The organism is Aerosakkonema funiforme FACHB-1375 (assembly GCF_014696265.1).
GTDB lineage: Bacteria > Cyanobacteriota > Cyanobacteriia > Cyanobacteriales > Aerosakkonemataceae > Aerosakkonema > Aerosakkonema funiforme_A.
In genome coordinates this window covers 20,543-37,847 of record NZ_JACJPW010000028.1, presented here as the reverse complement: position 1 = coordinate 37,847, position 17,305 = coordinate 20,543, and the positions used below count along the sequence as shown (strand labels likewise).

Annotated in this window: 17 protein-coding genes; 8 read left to right on the top strand and 9 right to left on the bottom strand. The window is 42.4% G+C overall.

Annotated features, from left to right (window positions below):
* Positions 1-52 precede the first annotated feature (52 nt).
* From H6G03_RS12750 to H6G03_RS12730, 5 genes are all read left to right on the top strand, one after another.
* On the top strand, positions 53-2,788 hold the full coding sequence (locus H6G03_RS12750; RefSeq protein WP_190464748.1) for a beta strand repeat-containing protein: 2,736 nt from the start codon (positions 53-55) through the stop codon (positions 2,786-2,788).
* 27 nt (positions 2,789-2,815) lie between these two features.
* Complete coding sequence (locus H6G03_RS12745; RefSeq protein WP_190464747.1) at positions 2,816-5,455, top strand: CHAT domain-containing protein; 2,640 nt, start codon at positions 2,816-2,818, stop codon at positions 5,453-5,455.
* Between the two features lie 65 nt (positions 5,456-5,520).
* Positions 5,521-6,546, top strand: a complete 1,026-nt coding sequence (locus H6G03_RS12740) for a cyclic nucleotide-binding domain-containing protein (RefSeq protein WP_190464746.1) — start codon at positions 5,521-5,523, stop codon at positions 6,544-6,546.
* Between the two features lie 17 nt (positions 6,547-6,563).
* Positions 6,564-8,210, top strand: coding sequence for an NHLP bacteriocin system secretion protein (locus H6G03_RS12735; protein WP_190464745.1), 1,647 nt, complete (start codon positions 6,564-6,566; stop codon positions 8,208-8,210).
* 151 nt (positions 8,211-8,361) lie between these two features.
* Complete coding sequence (locus H6G03_RS12730) at positions 8,362-10,491, top strand: NHLP family bacteriocin export ABC transporter peptidase/permease/ATPase subunit (protein WP_190464744.1); 2,130 nt, start codon at positions 8,362-8,364, stop codon at positions 10,489-10,491.
* A gap of 160 nt (positions 10,492-10,651) precedes the next feature.
* On the opposite strand, the gene H6G03_RS12725 is transcribed toward H6G03_RS12730, so the two are convergent.
* Both H6G03_RS12725 and H6G03_RS12720 read right to left on the bottom strand, forming a co-directional pair.
* On the bottom strand, positions 10,652-10,993 hold the full coding sequence (locus H6G03_RS12725) for a type II toxin-antitoxin system RelE/ParE family toxin (RefSeq protein ID WP_190464743.1): 342 nt from the start codon (positions 10,991-10,993) through the stop codon (positions 10,652-10,654).
* 15 nt (positions 10,994-11,008) lie between these two features.
* Positions 11,009-11,254 carry a hypothetical protein gene (locus H6G03_RS12720; protein WP_190464742.1) on the bottom strand — a complete coding sequence of 82 codons (246 nt, stop codon included), beginning with the start codon at positions 11,252-11,254 and terminating at the stop codon, positions 11,009-11,011.
* A gap of 160 nt (positions 11,255-11,414) precedes the next feature.
* On the opposite strand from H6G03_RS12720, the gene H6G03_RS12715 reads away from it, so the two are divergent.
* Complete coding sequence (locus H6G03_RS12715; RefSeq protein ID WP_190464741.1) at positions 11,415-11,633, top strand: hypothetical protein; 219 nt, start codon at positions 11,415-11,417, stop codon at positions 11,631-11,633.
* Positions 11,634-11,720: 87 nt separating this feature from the next.
* Here H6G03_RS12715 and H6G03_RS12710 read toward each other — a convergent pair whose 3' ends face one another.
* Genes H6G03_RS12710 through H6G03_RS12700 form a run of 3 tightly spaced genes read right to left on the bottom strand, consistent with a single transcriptional unit; the run spans position 11,721 to position 12,891 of the window.
* Positions 11,721-12,200 carry a hypothetical protein gene (locus H6G03_RS12710; RefSeq protein ID WP_190464740.1) on the bottom strand — a complete coding sequence of 160 codons (480 nt, stop codon included), beginning with the start codon at positions 12,198-12,200 and terminating at the stop codon, positions 11,721-11,723.
* A gap of 30 nt (positions 12,201-12,230) precedes the next feature.
* Positions 12,231-12,581, bottom strand: coding sequence for a hypothetical protein (locus tag H6G03_RS12705; protein ID WP_190464739.1), 351 nt, complete (start codon positions 12,579-12,581; stop codon positions 12,231-12,233).
* A 37-nt stretch (positions 12,582-12,618) separates the two neighbouring features.
* A complete protein-coding gene (locus H6G03_RS12700) occupies positions 12,619-12,891 on the bottom strand; it encodes a hypothetical protein (protein WP_190464738.1) in 273 nt (90 codons plus the stop codon).
* A gap of 394 nt (positions 12,892-13,285) precedes the next feature.
* On the opposite strand from H6G03_RS12700, the gene H6G03_RS12695 reads away from it, so the two are divergent.
* On the top strand, positions 13,286-13,807 hold the full coding sequence (locus H6G03_RS12695) for a hypothetical protein (RefSeq protein WP_190464737.1): 522 nt from the start codon (positions 13,286-13,288) through the stop codon (positions 13,805-13,807).
* A 139-nt stretch (positions 13,808-13,946) separates the two neighbouring features.
* Here the strand turns inward: H6G03_RS12695 and H6G03_RS12690 are convergent, their stop codons facing one another.
* Genes H6G03_RS12690 through H6G03_RS12680 form a run of 3 tightly spaced genes read right to left on the bottom strand, consistent with a single transcriptional unit; the run spans position 13,947 to position 14,627 of the window.
* Positions 13,947-14,180, bottom strand: a complete 234-nt coding sequence (locus tag H6G03_RS12690) for a hypothetical protein (RefSeq protein ID WP_190464736.1) — start codon at positions 14,178-14,180, stop codon at positions 13,947-13,949.
* Positions 14,158-14,445, bottom strand: a complete 288-nt coding sequence (locus H6G03_RS12685; RefSeq protein WP_190464735.1) for a BrnT family toxin — start codon at positions 14,443-14,445, stop codon at positions 14,158-14,160. Before H6G03_RS12685 ends, H6G03_RS12690 begins: the two co-directional genes overlap by 23 nt.
* A complete protein-coding gene (locus H6G03_RS12680; protein WP_190464734.1) occupies positions 14,436-14,627 on the bottom strand; it encodes a hypothetical protein in 192 nt (63 codons plus the stop codon). Before H6G03_RS12680 ends, H6G03_RS12685 begins: the two co-directional genes overlap by 10 nt.
* Before the next feature lie 97 nt (positions 14,628-14,724).
* Here H6G03_RS12680 and H6G03_RS12675 point away from each other — a divergent pair, with 97 nt between their 5' ends.
* Positions 14,725-16,716, top strand: a complete 1,992-nt coding sequence (locus tag H6G03_RS12675; protein WP_190464733.1) for an AAA family ATPase — start codon at positions 14,725-14,727, stop codon at positions 16,714-16,716.
* Between the two features lie 137 nt (positions 16,717-16,853).
* Here H6G03_RS12675 and H6G03_RS12670 read toward each other — a convergent pair whose 3' ends face one another.
* On the bottom strand, positions 16,854-17,270 hold the full coding sequence (locus tag H6G03_RS12670; protein ID WP_190464732.1) for a hypothetical protein: 417 nt from the start codon (positions 17,268-17,270) through the stop codon (positions 16,854-16,856).
* Between the last annotated feature and the right edge of the window lie 35 nt (positions 17,271-17,305).

The window sequence follows — 17,305 nt, the reverse complement described above, 5'->3', positions numbered from 1 at the left end:
TTGCTAGCTTATGATGTAGCTGTCTGACTGATTATTGAAGGCAATCTGTCAAATGTCTACTTATGGCTGGATAGGCTGCTGCTGGAGAATGTGGATATGTTTCTGGGTGGGTGGAGTTGTCTTATCCAGCCAGAATACTGTAGCGCAGGTCGTTCCCGATGCTACTCTAGGCAGCGAAAGTTCTGTCATTACTCCCCAGACAATCAAGGGTCTTCCAAGCGATCGCATTGATGGTGGAGCAATTCGCGGTGGGAATCTGTTCCACAGTTTTCGGGAATTCAACGTGGGAGAAGGGCAGGGTGCCTATTTCTCCAATCCAGATGGTATTGAGAGAATTTTAACGCGAGTAACTGGAGGCAATATTTCCCAAATTTTGGGAACGCTAGGAGTTTTGGGAAATGCTGACTTATTTTTAATCAATCCGAATGGAATTATTTTTGGCTCCAATTCCAGACTAGACCTCAACGGTTCGTTGATCGGCAGTACAGCTAGCAGTATCAGATTTGCCGATGGTATAGAATTTAGCGCCACAAATCCCCAAGCTCCTCCCTTGCTCAGCATCAATCTTCCCTTGGGCTTGCAATATGGCGCAAATCCAGGTCAGATTATCAACAGAAGTGCCGACGGCACCCCAGAACCGACGCTTCAAGTACCTGTGGGTAGCACTTTCGCCCTAGTTGGTGGTGATGTACTGCTAGAAGGCGGCACAATGAAAGCATCTCAGGGACGGATTGAGTTAGGTAGCGTTGGCGATCGCAGCTTTGTCAACTTGAGTCCAATTCCCCCCTCAACAGGGGAGGTGAGTAGGGGTGGTTGGGCGTTGAATTACGATGGGGTGCAGAACTTCCGAGATATCAGCTTATCGCAAGCAGCGATCGTCGATACCAGCGGCGAAGGGGGCGGGGATATCCAGGTGCAAGCAAGGCGGTTGACGCTGACCGAAGGAGCGGTAATTTATTACAGTAATGTTTCCCAATCCGGGGGAAATATAGATATTAATACCTCCGAATCAGTAGAACTATCAGGTGGATTTAACCCGGCTTTCAGTGAGGCTAATATTTTTACCCAGATATCGAATATCACACAAGGAACTGGCGCAACTGGCAACTTAACCGTTAAAACTCGCAGATTAAGCGTTCGAGATGGTGCAAATCTCAATAATATCTCTGCCGGTGAGGGTAATGCAGGAGATTTAACGGTAGTTGCTTCCGAGTCGGTAGAACTGATTGGAGTCAGACCCAATGAGCCCTTATTTCCCACCATCTTATCTGCACAAGCTTATTCCACAGGTAATGGGGGAAACTTAACAGTGGAAACCCGACGGCTAATTATTCGCGATGGCGCATTGGTAAGCACGAATACTTTTAATGCCGGTCGAGCGGGTAATTTGACGGTGAGAGCTTCCGAGTCTATAGAATTGATCGGTACAAACCCCGACCCAAAAGGATCTGGTGGTATTGGTGCGGGGGTTAATCTCGATCCTTTTACGGGGGAGCCAGCTACGGGTAATAGCGGCAATTTGACGATCGAAACTAGACGACTCACAATTCAAGGTGGCGGACAGATCGCAACTTCCACTTTCAGTGAGGGGAATGGAGGGGATTTGATTATCAATGCTTCCGAGTCTGTTGAACTAATTGGTGCGACCTCAGATGCTGATTTAATTCGCGGTAGCAGCGGCTTGTTTGCTTCCGCAGAAGAAGGTGCTACCGGGAAAGTGGGAGAGTTAACGATTACCACCGACAGGTTAATTGTCCGAGATGGAGCGAGAATCTCCGCAGACAATTTCGGGCCAAATTCCAGCGGAAATTTAACCATCAACGCAGAGCAGTTAATCGTTCAAAATGGGGGAACAGTTAGAGCCGGCGCTTTTGCTGATGGCCCAGGCGGAACTTTAACAGTAAATGCTACCGATTTACTGCAAGTAACTGGTACGGGTACACTCGGCGGTAAGCTAATTAACAGCGCCTTATCTGTACGCAGCGAGGGGTTGGGAGCCGCAGGTAGTTTGGAGATTCAGGCTGGCTCTATCCAGCTCGATAACTCTGGCAATCTGACAGCTGACAGCACAGCAGGACTGGGCAACATCAATATCCAAACACGAGAATCTTTGATACTACGCCGCAACAGCGCCATTACCACCAATTCGACAGGTGACGACCCAGGCGGGAATATCAATATAAATACGGATAACTTGGTGGGTTTGGAAAATAGCGATATCACCGCCAACGCGACAAATAGCCGAGGCGGTCAAGTAAGCATCAATACTATTGGTATCTTTGGCACCCAGTTCCGCAACGAACCAAACGATTTGACCAGCGACATCACCGCCAGTTCTGCTCTGGGCGCACAGTTCAGCGGTACTGTAGAAATTGATACGCCGGATGTGGATACCAGTGCTGGATTAGTGGTTTTACCTACAAATGTGATAGATGTGGAGGGATTGGTTGCCAGAAACTTTTGCACTCCTCAACAAGTGGCGAGCAGTTCTTTCGTAGTAACGGGACGGGGTGGTTTACCTCCCAATCCCAATGACCCCCTGACTGGCGAGATTGTAGCTGTTGAGTGGGCAGGAAGGGAGCGGGTCAGCGGGGGAGTGAGGGAGCGGGTCAGCGGGTCAGCGGGTCAGCGGGGGAGAATTTTCACTCAGCACTCAGGAATTCAGGAAGCGCAAGGCTGGATAGTTGCTGCGGACGGAAGAGTTATTCTGACTGCGGAAGCTCCAGTCGCTACTGTACACCCTCCTAGTTTAATTCATCCCAGTTGTGGCGCATCAGCCCAAAGATAGTATTTTGAGATCGGGAAAAATAAGCAAATGAAAATCAAATATTTAACCTATCTTACTCTGGTAATATTAGCTTTTATCTGTGCGATTTGGATAGAAAAAACTTCGGCAAGCTTGCCGTATTATACAAACGCTCAACGACAAATTGAAAAGCGCGATTTGGTTATTTCTCAAGTATCTGCATCATCGCAAGTAACAAGCGAAATCACAGCAAATCGTTTGGAAGAACAAGCTCAGGAACTTTATGAAACGGGACAGTTTCAAGAGGCGATCGATCTCTTGCAGCAGCTAGCCGCCAATTACGCATCCCAAAGCGATGAATTAGGTCAAGCGCGGGTTTGGCGAAATCTGGCTTTAGTTTATCGGCAAACTGGCGATTTCGCAAAGGCAAATGAAGCAATTACCAACAGCCTGAACCGCTTGCAAACGCAATCCGATAGCGCAGAAAAAAAACGGATATTAGCCCAAGCTTTCGAGGTAAAAGGACTTTTACAATTGTCTGTCGGTCAGCCGGAAGAAGCTTTGGATACTTGGAAACAAGCTGCTGAGATTTACAAACAAGTAGGAGATTTGACAGGAATAACAAAAAGCCAGATTAACCAAGCTCAAGCTTTGCAACGCTTGGGGCTATACCGTCAGGCGATCGAAACTTTAGACCAAATAAATGCCAACTTAAAAACACAACCGGATACACCAATCAAAGTTAAAGGAATGCAAAGTTTGGGAATCGCTCTCCGGGTAGTAGGTGAATTAAATAGATCCCAGAAAGTTTTACAAGAAAGCTTAGCAATTTCGCAAAAGTTGTCAGATCCTGAGCTTATAGCTTCAAGTTTATCGGGATTGGGGAATACAGCTAGATTGCAAAAAAGATCGCAACCAGCCCTAGATTACTATCGCAACGCCCTCCAAACATCTTCTTCCCCATACTTTCAGACGCGGGTACAAGTGAATATTCTGAGTTTGTTAATAGAAGAAAAAAAATGGCAAGATGCGATAAAATTAGTACCTCAAATACAGTCAAATTTAAGTCAGTTACCTCTCAGCCAAATAGCAATTAATGCTCGGATTAATTTGGCTAATAGTCTGATGAAGATGGGTCAGCAAGGAGACGTTTATCCGCTCAATAAATCTGAGATAGCTGAATTGTTAGCTACCGCAGTCGAACAAGCTGAGAATTTAAATGATAAACGCTCCTTAGCTTACGCATTGGGAAATTTTGGTAGATTGTACGAGCAAAACAAACAGTGGGGTTATGCCAAAGAATTAACGGAAAAAGCGTTACTTTTGGCGCAAGGTATGAAGGCTTATGATATTGCCTATCGATGGCAATGGCAACAGGGAAGAATTTTGAAACAACAAGGTAATAGAGTAGGAGCGATCGCAGCTTATAGCGAAGCAGTTAATACCCTCCAGGCTATCCGCAGCGATTTAGCGGCAATTAGCTCAGAAGCGCAGTTTTCTTTTCAAGAAAGCATAGAACCAGTATACCGGGAATTAGTAGATTTACTTTTACCACTGGGAGAAAAAGTGGCGGAATCAGATCTTAAAAAAGCGCGGGATTTGATCGATTCTCTTCAGTTAGCAGAACTGGATAATTTTTTTAAGGATGCTTGTTTAAAAATTCACCCTGTTGAAATCGACAAAATCGATCCAAAAGCGGCTGTTTTATCGACAATTATTTTGCGGGATAGACTGGAAGTGATTTTAGCATTGCCTGGGCAAACTCTGCGTCGCTATACTGCTATGGTATCTCAAGAAGAAATCGAAGAGACAATTAAGCAAGCGCGAGATGCTCTAACCGTTCCCAGGTTACAACTTTCGGTAAAAAACTTTTTGGCTCCCTCCCAAAAAGTATACAACTGGTTGCTCGCTCCAATGGAAACAGAATTGGCAAACAGTGGCGTTCAAACTCTCGTATTTGTCTTGGATGGTGTCCTCAGAAATATTCCTATGAGCGCCCTTTATGATGGGAAAAATTATTTGGTCGATCGATACAGCGTTGCCATCGCCCCCAGTCTAAAATTGGTAGATTCTCAACCTTTAGCAAAGGGTAAATTGGAAGTTCTCACAGCCGGATTAAGTGAAGCTCGTCAGGGATTTTCACCACTTCCAGGTGTGAATGTTGAATTAGAAAAAATTGCCCGTGAAGTTGATACAGAAAAACTCCTGAATCAGTCTTTTACTACATCGAATTTTAAAACAAAAGTCAAAATTTCTTCGTTTCCAATCGTTCACTTAGCAACACACGGACAATTCAGTTCTGAAGCGAATGACACATTTATTCTCACATGGGATAACCGCATTAACGCTAAAGAACTAGATAGTCTTTTACGTGCGGATACAAGAGTAAATAACCCGATCGAATTACTCGTCCTTAGTGCTTGTCAAACCGCAACAGGAGATAAGCGAGCGGTTTTGGGTTTGACGGGGATGGCCATGCGAGCGGGGGCACGCAGTACGGTAGCATCTTTATGGAGCGTTAACGATGACGCGACAGCTTTGCTAATGATTAAATTTTATGAAGAGTTAGCAGTTTATCAAGGAAAGTCACGTAAAGATATGACAAAAGCGTCAGCTTTGCGTCATGCCCAACAAGCTATTTTACAGAATAAAAATTTTTCTCACCCTTATTATTGGGCAGCTTTTATTTTGGTGGGAAATTGGTTGTAATAGGTAACCGTTCAGGGGGTCAATCTACAATCTTAAACCTCAAATATAAAGTTGGTTGACCGCATATGAAACTATCACTTTCTAAGTTAGGTGTATTGAGCGATCGCGATCTCGATTGGATCAATGCAACGGGCATTACAAAAAGCATAGCTAAGGGCGAAATCCTGATTCGCCAAACACAGCCGATCGACGAACTGTACATTTTATTGGCAGGTACATTAACAGTTTTTGTCTCTTCTTCAGAACAGGAAAATAATAGGAGCGAGCGGGAAATTGCCACGATAGCAAGTGGTGAAATAGTAGGGGAAATATCTTTTGTAGATAATCAGCGAGCTTTAACAACGATTAAGGCAACAGAAAAGGCTAATTTGCTGATTTTGTCTTTTCAGCAATTGGAAAATAAAATTCAGCAAGATGAAGGTTTTGCAGCTCGTTTTTATCAAACTATCTCGGCACAGCTTTCCCATAAGTTACGCCGAGTTTCAGCACTGTTAGTTAAAAACAAAGTTATTTCCGAACCGCCTCTGAGAAAAGTGTTATTTGTTTTTGCCATACTAGATGATAGCGACATCGATTGGATGATTGAAAGTGGGATGCAGGTAAATGCTTCTGCGGGTAAAATTCTGATCCAACAAGGAGAACCTGTGGAAGCTGTGTACATTTTGATAGATGGAACATTAGCAGTTTCTGTTACTCTTGGTGAAGGAAATAGCAGAGTCACCAAAGATATTAATCAATTATCAAGTGGCGAAATTGTGGGAGAAATGTCTTTTGTAGAAACTGGCAAAGCTTCTGCTACGGTTGCATCATTTGAGGAATCGCTTTTGTTAGCTATTCCTCAGCAGCAATTAGCGGCTAAACTAAAACAGGATATGCAGTTTGCTGCTCGATTTTATCGTGCGATCGCAGTAGTTTTAGCCGATCGATTGCGCGGTGGTTTAATCCGGCACGGCTACGCTCAAAATACGGATCTCGATGGAGATATTGAGTATGAGGGAGAATTAGATCTCGATATGTTACAACAAACAGCACTGGCAGGAACCAGATTTAACTGGATGGCAAGACGTGTAAGCGGTAATAATTATTATTAAGGTTTTCACTTGTTTCAATGACTGAAGAAAAGAAAAATATTTTTAGGAAGGAATCTTTAAATCGTTTATCTTCACCGGAACGTCTGGATGAGCTAATGCAAGTAGTCAATCCTCAAGATTGGCTACCTTTAACTGCATTAGGTGGATTGGTGTTCGTTGCTCTATTCTGGAGTATTTTTGGCAGAATTCCCATCACCGTCAGCGGTCAAGGAGTTATTCTGCGATCGCGCCAGGTAGTAGAAATTCAATCCCCCATATCGGGACAGATTCAGGACTTAAAAGTAAAAGTGGGAGATTGCGTTAAAAAAGATAATGGTGATGATATTAACGATCCAGAAGAGATTCTTGCAGTAGTTGACCCGCTGGAGTTAAAGCAAAAACGGCAGCTTGAAGTTGCGAAATTGCAAGAACTGCAAAGGCAGGATTTGCAAGCTACGACGATCGCACTGCAACGCCGTCAATTAGAAAAAGCCGAGTTGCAGCAACAGCGAACTAGCTTGCAACAACGCCTCAAAGATACGCAAGCTTTAACGCCTTTGCTGAAAACAGAAAGTACTGTTTCTATTCAACAGCAGCGAGAAAATTTACTAAAACGTCTCCAAGATATGCAGACTTTAACGCCTGTACTTAAGAATAAAAGAAGCGATTCTATCAAACAACAGCGTGTAAGTTTGCAGCAACGATTGCGAGATGCACAAGCAAAAGCTCCCATTCTACAAGAAAGGGTCAAAAGACGCCAAGAACTACTGAACGAAGGTGCGATCGCAGCCGATCGAGTCTTGGAAGCAGAACAAGAATATACTGACAGTCTCCAGCGTGTTTCCGAAATTCAAACCCAATTGAAGCAATTAGATGTCGATGAAGCACAAGCCGAACAAGGTTATCTGGATAACCTCAGTAAAATCAGCGAAATTCAAACTCAATTAAAGCAATTAGATCTTCAACAAACGGAAGCAGAACAAAAATATTTGGAAAACCTCAATAAAATATCCGAAATCCAAACAAATTTAAAAGAACTCGATACCAAGGACAAAAGCTTGGAACAGCAAAACTTGGAAGCTACTAACACCAGGAAAAACCAAATTTTGAATAGTGAACAGGAAATTAAACGATTAGAGCAACAAATTCAAACTAATAGCACGATTAAAGTTCCATATAGTGGATGTATATTAGAACTGACAGTTACTGGCGGACAAGTTGTTAATCCCGGTACTCGCATCGGTTCAATCCAGATAGAAAAACCCAACGAACCTTTATTAGCTATTACCTATTTTGGGATTAAAGATGGCAAGCAAGTAAAATCGGGAATGGCTATGCAAATTACACCTACTACTGTGAAGCGAGAAAGATTTGGCGGTATTGTCGGTACTGTTATTTCTGTGTCGCCTTTTCCCGTTACTAAGGAGGGTGCTGCCAGTACGATCGGCAATCCGGAGTTAGTAGAAAGTTTGATGTCTCAATCCAAGGAATCTCAGATAGAAGTTTGGGCTAAACTAAAAGAAAATCCTGCCAACTTTAGCGGCTATGAATGGTCTTCTTCCAAAGGCCCACCCGATTTAAAAATATCTACTGGAACTACTACCACAGTACAAGTTACAGTAGACAAACGCGCACCAATAGAATTTATCTTACCCTTTTTGCGCGAATGGAGCGGAATTAATTGATTTCAAATTTTAGATTTTAGATTTCAGATTTGAAGGCCAGAAACCGGGTTTCTGAGTAGATATCTAGTTGAGAAACCAATGATTTGTCAGAGAAACCCGGTTTCTTTGCGTCAGTCCTATTCAATTAACAATAATTGATAAATAATAACATATGATAACCCCAAAGATAAAATCCAAAATCCAAAATCCAAAATCCAAAATCGTTAAAACTCCGACAGTACTGCAAATGGAAGCAGTGGAATGCGGTGCTGCTGCGTTGGGAATTATTCTAGCTTATTACGATCGCATTGTACCTTTAACAGAACTCCGTCAAGAATGCGGCGTATCTCGCGACGGTAGTAACGCCTCCAATTTGCTCAAAGCTGCCAAACACTACGGAATGCAGGCAAAAGGCTATAAAAAAGGACTAGAGGCGTTAATGGACTTGCCAACTCCCTATATTGTGTTTTGGAACTTCAATCATTTTTTGGTAGTGGAGGGATTTAAGCGCGATCGCGTCTATCTTAACGACCCAGCCAGCGGACGCCGCCGCGTATCTAAACAAGAATTTTCTCAAGCTTACACTGGTATTGTATTAGTTTTAGAACCAGGCCCAGAATTCAAAAAAGGCGGCCAAAAGCGCAATATAATTTTCTCCTTACACTCCCGCCTGAAAAACTCCTACGATGCAGTCTTATTCTCCATCTTTGCCGGATTGCTTCTCACATTTCCCCGCTTAGCATTGCCAGCATTTAGCCAAATTTTTACAGATGAAATCCTCGTGCAAGGTCGCGATAATTGGTTGCGACCTTTATTGTTAGGGATGATAGTTACAGCCATATTTCAGAGTTTGTTATCTAGATTACGGCTAATGTACATACGACGCCTGACAATTAAGCTATCGGCACTGATGACAGGACAGTTTATTTGGCATATTTTACGTTTGCCAGTGACATTTTACGCTCAGCGTTTTGCGGGAGAAATCGCCAACCGCGTTGCACTTAATGGCAAAGTTGTCAATGTATTGAATAGCGTTTCTACCACAATTATCGATACCGTGATGCTGGTATTTTACGCCATTCTCATGGTTATGTATGACAAAGTGCTGACACTGATGACAGTTTGTTTCGCCGCAGTTAATATTATTACTTTGCAAGTAATACGCCGTTTTCGGGTTGATGCCAACTTAAGGATTAGCCAAGAAAGCGGTAAAGTTTCAGGCGCGATTGTTGACAGTCTTCAATCCCTCGAAACTGTCAAAGCTTCCGGTCTTGATTCCGATTTATTTGCTAAGTTTGCCGGATACAATACTAAAGCGATCAACGCACAGCAAGAATTAGCTTTACAGAGTCAAATCTTAACATTATTACCAACAATTTTAAGTTCCCTGGCAAGCATGGCTCTCTTAGGATTCGGCGGTTTGCGGGTGATGGAAGGTAGCCTGACTGTTGGGATGCTAGTTGCTTATCAAAGTTTAGTCAGTAGCTTTCTGGGGCCAGTGAATAGTTTGGTGAATTTTGGCAGTACTTTGCAACTACTAGAAGCCGATTTAGAACGCCTTGATGATATTTGGCAAAATCCTGTCGATCCCGAAGTAGAAAGAGAGAATAATGCTTTATCTTTCGCCAGTCCCCAATCACCCAAACTGCAAGGTTATGTTGAGTTACGCAATCTTTCCTTTGGTTATAATCGTCTGGAATCTCCGTTGATTGAAAACTTTAACTTAAGCTTAAAACCCGGACAGCGGGTGGCAATAATTGGCGGTAGCGGTGCTGGTAAATCGACAATTGCCAAGTTGATTGCAGGTTTATATACACCTTGGCAGGGTGAGATTCTGTTTGATGGTATTCCTCGCGATCGAATTCCTCGCTTGATGTTAGCAAACTCAGTCGCAATGGTGGAACAAGATATCTTTTTGTTTAAAGGAACTGTGCGAGAAAACCTTACCCTATGGAACTCAACCGTTCCGGAAGCAAACTTAGTGCAAGCTTGTCAGGATGCAGCAATTCACGAGCGCATTTTATCTATGCCGGGAGGATACGACGCCGAAATTTCCGAAGCAGGCACAAATATTAGTGGGGGAGAACGCCAGCGGTTAGAAATTGCTAGAGCTTTGGTGATGAATCCTTCAGTATTAGTGTTAGATGAAGCGACGAGTTCTTTGGATACGGAAACCGAATTAATTATCGATCGCAATCTGCGGCGACGCGGTTGTTCTTGTATTGTAATAGCGCATCGCTTCAGCACAATTAGAGATTGCGATCGCATCATTGTCGTGGAGAAAGGCAAAGTCTATACTTGACATCTCAATAAGATACTTCATTGGTCAGATGGTAGATTATATTTACGACGCTGTTCTGCTGCAAACGCCTCAAAAGAGCGAGACTTACCTGCCGCAAAGTCCATATATCTGAGCAGTCATCTTCAAATTCTTTTCTATGCTAAAATTATGATGCTAGCTGTTAGGTTTCACCAGACTCCTCTGGAGTTTCACCAAGAGTTTGTTGTGCAGCTTGGCGAATATGCAGAACCCGAACTATAGAGACTTTATCACTTTCAATAATGGTAAAAAGAATCCGATAGCGCCCTTTACTATAGAGCAGTTGTCGAATTTCTTTGCTGAAATAATCATTTTCTCGCGCCAGAGAACAACGTTTTGGCATCTGTGATAAAGACTCGATCGCTTTTAATAGTCCTGCATACCACTGATTTGCTTTTTCAATTGATGTAGCTTGAGACATCCGCAAAAATGCTCTATCCGCTTCAACCTCAGCCACACTTGAAATCTCTATATGATACTTCATTGTTTAGCTGATAGATTATGGTAGGTTATATTTACGACGTTGTTCTTCTGCAAATACCTCAAATGAGCGGGATTTCCCTGCTGCAAAGTCGTCTAATCCGCGCTGGATACCTGCGATCGCTTCTGCGTAATCTTGTGCTTCCCACTCCAAGATTTTAACTAATAATTCAGCAGCAACAGTAGAAACATCTTTTCCCTGTCTGGCAGCTTCTTCAAACAGCTTTGCTTCTGCTTCTGGACTAAGAGTTACGGTAATACTCATGGTTCGCTAGTGCTGAAAGGCTTTAATAAAAGTTTAGCATAATTCAAGTAGCGATCGAAGGACGTACCATTTGATTTCGGTGCAAAATGCTAAAATACATTCAAGCTGAACAGCTTACAATAGATAGAATCCAATTTTTTCAGCTAGCTTAGGAGATTTTATGCCTCTTACTGAACTTCTACCTCTTGTGAAGGAACTATCTCACACCGATCGGCTCCTACTCCTTCATTTTTTGACATCTGAACTTCTCAAAAATGCAAATCTAATCCCATTAGGCGATCGAGATAAAATATCTATTCCTAACTTGCATGACTCTTTTGAAGCTGCTGCTGTTTTAGCGAAGGCATTAGCAGAGGAAAAAGCTGCGATTCATGGTTGATAAAGTTAGATTTACTTTTACTGAACTCAACAGAGAGATGGGTGCTTTTAGTACACTACCATACTTACCACATTTCATATGCAACAGTTATTCCAAAAAAGATTTAATCGCAGATGCAATATCGGTAACTACATCTTTATAACTCAGGTATTTCAGTTCGTTTTCTAGAGCGTTTAAGTGTTCTTTTCGAGATTTTAATTCAGAGTTTTTACGTTTATATTTATCTCTGAGTGCCTTGATAGCCTCTGCTTTGCCATCAGGCCCCCTTCTCATAGACTCAAGTTGCACTTGGAGCATCAACATCTCGTCTTCTATTATCTTTTCTGAATTTAGAAGTAGTTCCGTAGATAAGTTTGCTGGCAGGTAGAAAAACATAATGCCCCACAACTCGCTTTTCAACTTTTCAACTTCGACTTCAACTGGAATCATCTCAGTTTTAACATGAGAAATTTCCTTACTAATTTCGGCTTTCCTTTTGCTAGCAGACACAGGGTTGGTGATGTTTATATCACCAACAGCATTATACTGCTTATTGACATTCTGGCTATTTTGGTCGTAGTAAGTCATTGCGCTAACTTGTGCTGGTTTTGTCAAAAATTAAAACAACATACCCACTGCCTTAGCTGCTTCAGACAAAGCTGTTACAAGACCTGCTGCCGATGCTATGCCTGCAAGCAATTTCTTCGCTCGATCGAGATATTCTTGTATTGTTTTCTTGTCTGGCTCAGGTTTTTGTGCCTGAATTGTAGCCTTTTTGAGGTTGGATTCAACATCGATCGCTATCTCTTCATCTAAAGCACCAGATTGAACAGCTTTTCTAACTTCATCCTGAATTTTTTGCATCTCACTAATTACATCAACTTGGCTTTGGGCACTACCAAAATTGATATTGCCAGCAGCATTATATTGAGAGCAAACCTGTTGATTACTTTGATCGAACACTGACATAATTGCTTACCCTTATCCTGAAAGTTGAACAAATTGACTAATCACGATATTCAGTAGGTAGAACTTCGCTTATTAGGTAGCTTTGCTGAATCTTATCAGGAAGATAGCCATACCTGTTACTTTGTGTTTGCTTAATTACTTCTTGATATGCACCGACTAACAACCCAAGCAACGTAAGCACTCCAACTACAAAAATAGCTGTTCTTACAACTAGCTCTTGTTCTTTTTCTGGGCTAGAGTTAGAAGAGGAAACACGTATAGCGCATATGGGTATAGCGGCTAACACACCAGCAATGAATCCTGCTATCATCCATAGAATACCTGACCACAGAATTCCGAACGCATTTACAGACCCAAGAATTAAAGAACTAGGTATTAAGTTCAGACAGAAAATATAACCAAATATCATAGGGAGCGCACATTTTCTATAAAGCGTTTATCTACGTCTCTTTGCCTTTGAGCAAGAGCATCCGTGAAAATATCCTTTAGCTGCGTTTCTGACAAGCTAATGTTCTGCATTGGGTTTTCCCGGTAAGGCTGAACTATATACTAGACCCCTCTTACCCAACCTGAAAAGACGGAAAAAGGTGGAAAAAGGTGGATATTTCTTAAATTTTTGTAAAATTTAAACACAAGGCGGAAAAAGGTGGATTAGGGAGGATTAAGTCAGCTATAATAACCCCAGTTCTCTCACATCCTCACTTATGGATAGTCGCGAGGTATTGGAATTCGTAGACGAAGTTGTCTACGCTAAGACAGGGAAACGTCTAAATGACTTGCAACGGGGAATTATCGAGGGAACGCTGAAGCGGCAAAAGTATTCTGATATTGCTAAAGATTATAATTGTACGACTGGTCATACTAAGGAAGTAGGTTTCGAGCTTTGGCGACTATTATCTGATATTTTTGGTGAAACTGTTGATAAAAAACATCTTAAATCTATCCTAGAACGGCAATCAAATTTGAATATATCTTTTGATAAGAGTAGCATTAGTAGTAGTATTAAGAATATAATTGGATGTATAAAAGTAGGTTCCGAGCAGCCCAATCCTACCCCAGATAAAAGTCAGCCTGCAACTCCTGACTTGCAGCACAGCAACAACCAACAAACAAAGAAGCAAAAAATTGATAAATTACGGCAGCATGACTTAAGCGATGAGGAAATTGCAGAGTTACTAGACCTACCTTTGGAGGTAGTTAAGCAATTTGGATTGGCTGGGCCTTGAAAATTGTAGAGACGTTTCATGAAACGTCTCTACAATATGCGGAAAATTTTTTTGAGGATTCCCATTTCAATGGTAGGCTTGAAACGGCTTTTTTCGGTCAGGAACAAGAATCGAATTATATTGAACCTACCTGCCTTCATTATTTATCAACCGTTTTGGGAATTGCAGATAAAATAGTACGAAGTGCATGATTGACTGCTTCTGATGTTGTAAAAACTTCCGCCACATCAGCATCTAAAGTAACTGTTATGGGAGGTTGACTCTTTTGGGCAGCAAAACGGTTAGGACGAGCTTGACTATAATCAAAGTTATATTCTGGGAGTAGGTCATCTTCAGCCGAGTTTTGGTAGTTAGAATTTGGAGTATTGCTCATAATCTTTTCGTTCCTTGTTAGTTGCAAGACGAGCGCTGATGATACGGATTACACCTGACCTTTCAGTAAAAGAGACTAAGAATAAGCGATAACTTAGGTCATGTCCGATAATTATTTCCCGCCGTTCTTCAACCGAGTGCGATCGATCTTCAAAAATGTAAGCTAGGGGATCGGCAAAGACTTTTTTAGCATCTTCAAAGCTGACACCATGCTTATTCAAATTACTACTGGCTTTTTGGTCATCCCACTCAAATTTTAATTCCATTTCCGGTCAGATAGTTTTTCCTCCAAAAGCCATTTCACTATTTTACCATAAAAAACGCCGAGGGCTCGAACAATAATCATTGCATCCATCGGACAACTAAAACTTATCGCACTAACCAGAAAGTTACATTCTGCGATCGCATCCTGTTCGTTTACAGCTATGTTTAGTATAGACTCTCCCATAGTTGTGGTGTAAACCCTATTTTTTGAAAAGTAAAGGAAGTAGAGAAAGAAATGACTTTCTCATCTCCTTCATCTCCCCATTTTCAGTGAGTTCCCCATGTTCCCAATTTCAGCCCGTTGGATTCAAGACTTTGAAAAACACCTCTATCGCCGCCAGCACATCATTTTATACAGCAACATTCACGATCAATTTCTTTGGCAAGGCAGTTATCACGGCATCGCAGAATTTCTTAATGCCTATTTCCTCAACTTGGGATTTGACCTGATTGTGCGTTATGACCCCGTGGATGGTCTGACCTTTCCCCAGTCAGAAATGCGCCAATTGTTTGACGAATTGGCACGCCAGCGACTGGCAGAACAGCAACTGGAACGCTTGGGACAGTCCGCCACTCCCGCCGCACCCGCAACGGCAGACCCCATGCAAGCCCCATCCCGCGCCAATCCCGGCACAGTGGTGCAACGACTGACCAGCACTTACCTGTCGCCAGAAGTTGCTTTTGGTCATTTACGAGCTGTAATTTCCCAGCCGAAAACGACAGTAGCGGCAATTGTAGATTTAGGTGATATGCTAACAGCCGATCCCGAACGTTATCTAGTAGATGAACGTCATTTATTAATGTTGCTGAAAAAATGCACATTGGAAGCTGCTGTAATTCGAGAAGGCAATCTCATCGGCTATCGCAACACCCTCATTCTCCTAGCAAGCGACCTCCGGCGTGTTCCGCCTTGGTTTTATACTAGCAATCCTTTTGTCGCTTTAGTACAAGTTACTCGTCCCAATAAAGAAGAACGACTTCAGTTTATTCTCCGCTTCGGACAGCAGGGATTTTATGGCGGACATTTATTAAATGTCCAACGTGCCACTCCCCAACAACCTTCCGATTTGGAACTCGCCGCCGAAGAATTTGCGGCTTTGACAGAAGGATTTCAAACAATGGATTTGGAAGCTATTCGTCATACCTCTTGGCGAGAAAGCATTCCCCTCACTCCCAAAACAGTATTGCGCCTGGTAGACTTCTACAAATTCGGGCAACGGGATGAACCTTTTGAGAATATAAGTGCAGATAAAATTGCTTATGCCAGGGAAGAATTATCGAAATCTGTGATTGGACAACCCCGCGCTGTAGAAGCTGTCACCACTTTATTAACTAGCGCCAAAGTGGGTATCAGTCTCAGCAATGTCAGCGGTCGAAATAGCAAACCGAAAGGAATTTTCTTTTTTGTTGGCCCTACCGGTGTCGGTAAAACCGAGTTGGCTAAATCTCTCACCCGTCTGATTTTTGGAGACGAACAAGCATTTGCTCGTTATGATATGAGCGAGTACAAAGAAGAACACGCGGCGGAAAAGTTAGCGGGTGCGCCTCCCGGTTTTGTTGGTTACGAAGAAGGCGGACAATTAACTAATCGCATCCTGGAACGTCCTTACAGCATTTTGTTATTTGATGAAATTGAAAAAGCTCATCCCAAAGTTCTGGATAAGTTTCTCCAAATTCTGGAAGATGGTCGTCTCACGGATGGAAAAGGGCAAACAGTTTATTTCAATCAAACGGTGATTATTTTCACCAGTAATATTGGTGCTTCTGATTTGACCGACCCTCAGACGGGGGCGATTATTCGTAATGGCATTATGACAGAAGTGCAAAAGCAAGGTGTCAATTCCTTTACTTATGCTCAGGTGGATACTCATTTTCGCTCGGAAGTTCACTGGCATTTCACCAGTAGGATTGGTCGCGCTGAATTGCTAAACCGTCTGGGTGATAGTATTGTGGTGTTTGACTTGCTGCGTCCTGAATTTGTCTGGAAAATTGGGGAGAAGTTTCTGCGGCAATTGGCTGAATCTGCCTGGGATAAATATCGTCTGCTGCTACTATTTCAGACTTCGGTTCTGGAAGTTTTGAGTTTGAATATGCAGCAATCTGATAATTTATTGTTTGGCGGTCGGCGAATTAAAACTTTGCTGGAAACTTTAGTCGAAAGACCTCTGAATCGTTGGATTTTTGAGAATTATCCCGATTTCAATGTTTTGGCAGGCAGGCGGTTAATTGTTGGGTTAGGTAACAATAGTTTACTGACTGTAGTAGATGGGTAGTCTGGAGAAGATACCCATTTTAAAAATCAATGCGGCAGAGTTGTATAAATAGGGCAGGCAAGATGCCCGCCCCACAAGAGTTTCACAAATTGCGATTACTAAAACTAAAGGCGTTCCAAACATTTTTGAAACTGGTATTAGAAGTCACGTTGATATTTGAGAAACATCGAGCCCGGTTCTCCTTCGCTAAGAGCATCTTCAGCATAAAGTACTTCTCCGTCTAACTCCCTTTTTTCAAAATCTACCTCTAAATTGATTGTCCAACAAACTCCTTTTTCAAATCGCTTAGGAGCAACCACTATTCCATAGAGATTGCCTTTTTGGGTCATTTGCCCCAAAATGACGACATCAACCCGCTCTTGGTCATTTTCCCCGATAAAATCTTCTCCTGCGGTGAAATACCCAGAACCGGTTACTCGACCTGTATCTTCCCAATGCAGATGGAATGAGCATTTCCAAGCTTCATCACCATAAAAAGTGAAATCGCTGCCTTCGTAAACTCCCGATAAGGTTGACCATTGGTACATAGTTTTATTATCCACAAGTTGAAACATATATAATATGTATAATTACAAAATTTTTTCAGTAT

Bases quoted from the DNA above. Each gene is read 5' to 3' on its own strand.
- H6G03_RS12750 (WP_190464748.1), top strand. From the start codon at position 53: ATGTCTACTTATGGCTGGATAGGCTGCTGCTGGAGAATGTGGATATGT.
- H6G03_RS12745 (WP_190464747.1), top strand. From the start codon at position 2,816: ATGAAAATCAAATATTTAACCTATCTTACTCTGGTAATATTAGCTTTT.
- H6G03_RS12740 (WP_190464746.1), top strand. From the start codon at position 5,521: ATGAAACTATCACTTTCTAAGTTAGGTGTATTGAGCGATCGCGATCTC.
- H6G03_RS12735 (WP_190464745.1), top strand. From the start codon at position 6,564: ATGACTGAAGAAAAGAAAAATATTTTTAGGAAGGAATCTTTAAATCGT.
- H6G03_RS12730 (WP_190464744.1), top strand. From the start codon at position 8,362: ATGATAACCCCAAAGATAAAATCCAAAATCCAAAATCCAAAATCCAAA.
- H6G03_RS12725 (WP_190464743.1), bottom strand. From the start codon at position 10,993: ATGAAGTATCATATAGAGATTTCAAGTGTGGCTGAGGTTGAAGCGGAT.
- H6G03_RS12720 (WP_190464742.1), bottom strand. From the start codon at position 11,254: ATGAGTATTACCGTAACTCTTAGTCCAGAAGCAGAAGCAAAGCTGTTT.
- H6G03_RS12715 (WP_190464741.1), top strand. From the start codon at position 11,415: ATGCCTCTTACTGAACTTCTACCTCTTGTGAAGGAACTATCTCACACC.
- H6G03_RS12710 (WP_190464740.1), bottom strand. From the start codon at position 12,200: ATGACTTACTACGACCAAAATAGCCAGAATGTCAATAAGCAGTATAAT.
- H6G03_RS12705 (WP_190464739.1), bottom strand. From the start codon at position 12,581: ATGTCAGTGTTCGATCAAAGTAATCAACAGGTTTGCTCTCAATATAAT.
- H6G03_RS12700 (WP_190464738.1), bottom strand. From the start codon at position 12,891: ATGATAGCAGGATTCATTGCTGGTGTGTTAGCCGCTATACCCATATGC.
- H6G03_RS12695 (WP_190464737.1), top strand. From the start codon at position 13,286: ATGGATAGTCGCGAGGTATTGGAATTCGTAGACGAAGTTGTCTACGCT.
- H6G03_RS12690 (WP_190464736.1), bottom strand. From the start codon at position 14,180: ATGAGCAATACTCCAAATTCTAACTACCAAAACTCGGCTGAAGATGAC.
- H6G03_RS12685 (WP_190464735.1), bottom strand. From the start codon at position 14,445: ATGGAATTAAAATTTGAGTGGGATGACCAAAAAGCCAGTAGTAATTTG.
- H6G03_RS12680 (WP_190464734.1), bottom strand. From the start codon at position 14,627: ATGGGAGAGTCTATACTAAACATAGCTGTAAACGAACAGGATGCGATC.
- H6G03_RS12675 (WP_190464733.1), top strand. From the start codon at position 14,725: ATGTTCCCAATTTCAGCCCGTTGGATTCAAGACTTTGAAAAACACCTC.
- H6G03_RS12670 (WP_190464732.1), bottom strand. From the start codon at position 17,270: ATGTTTCAACTTGTGGATAATAAAACTATGTACCAATGGTCAACCTTA.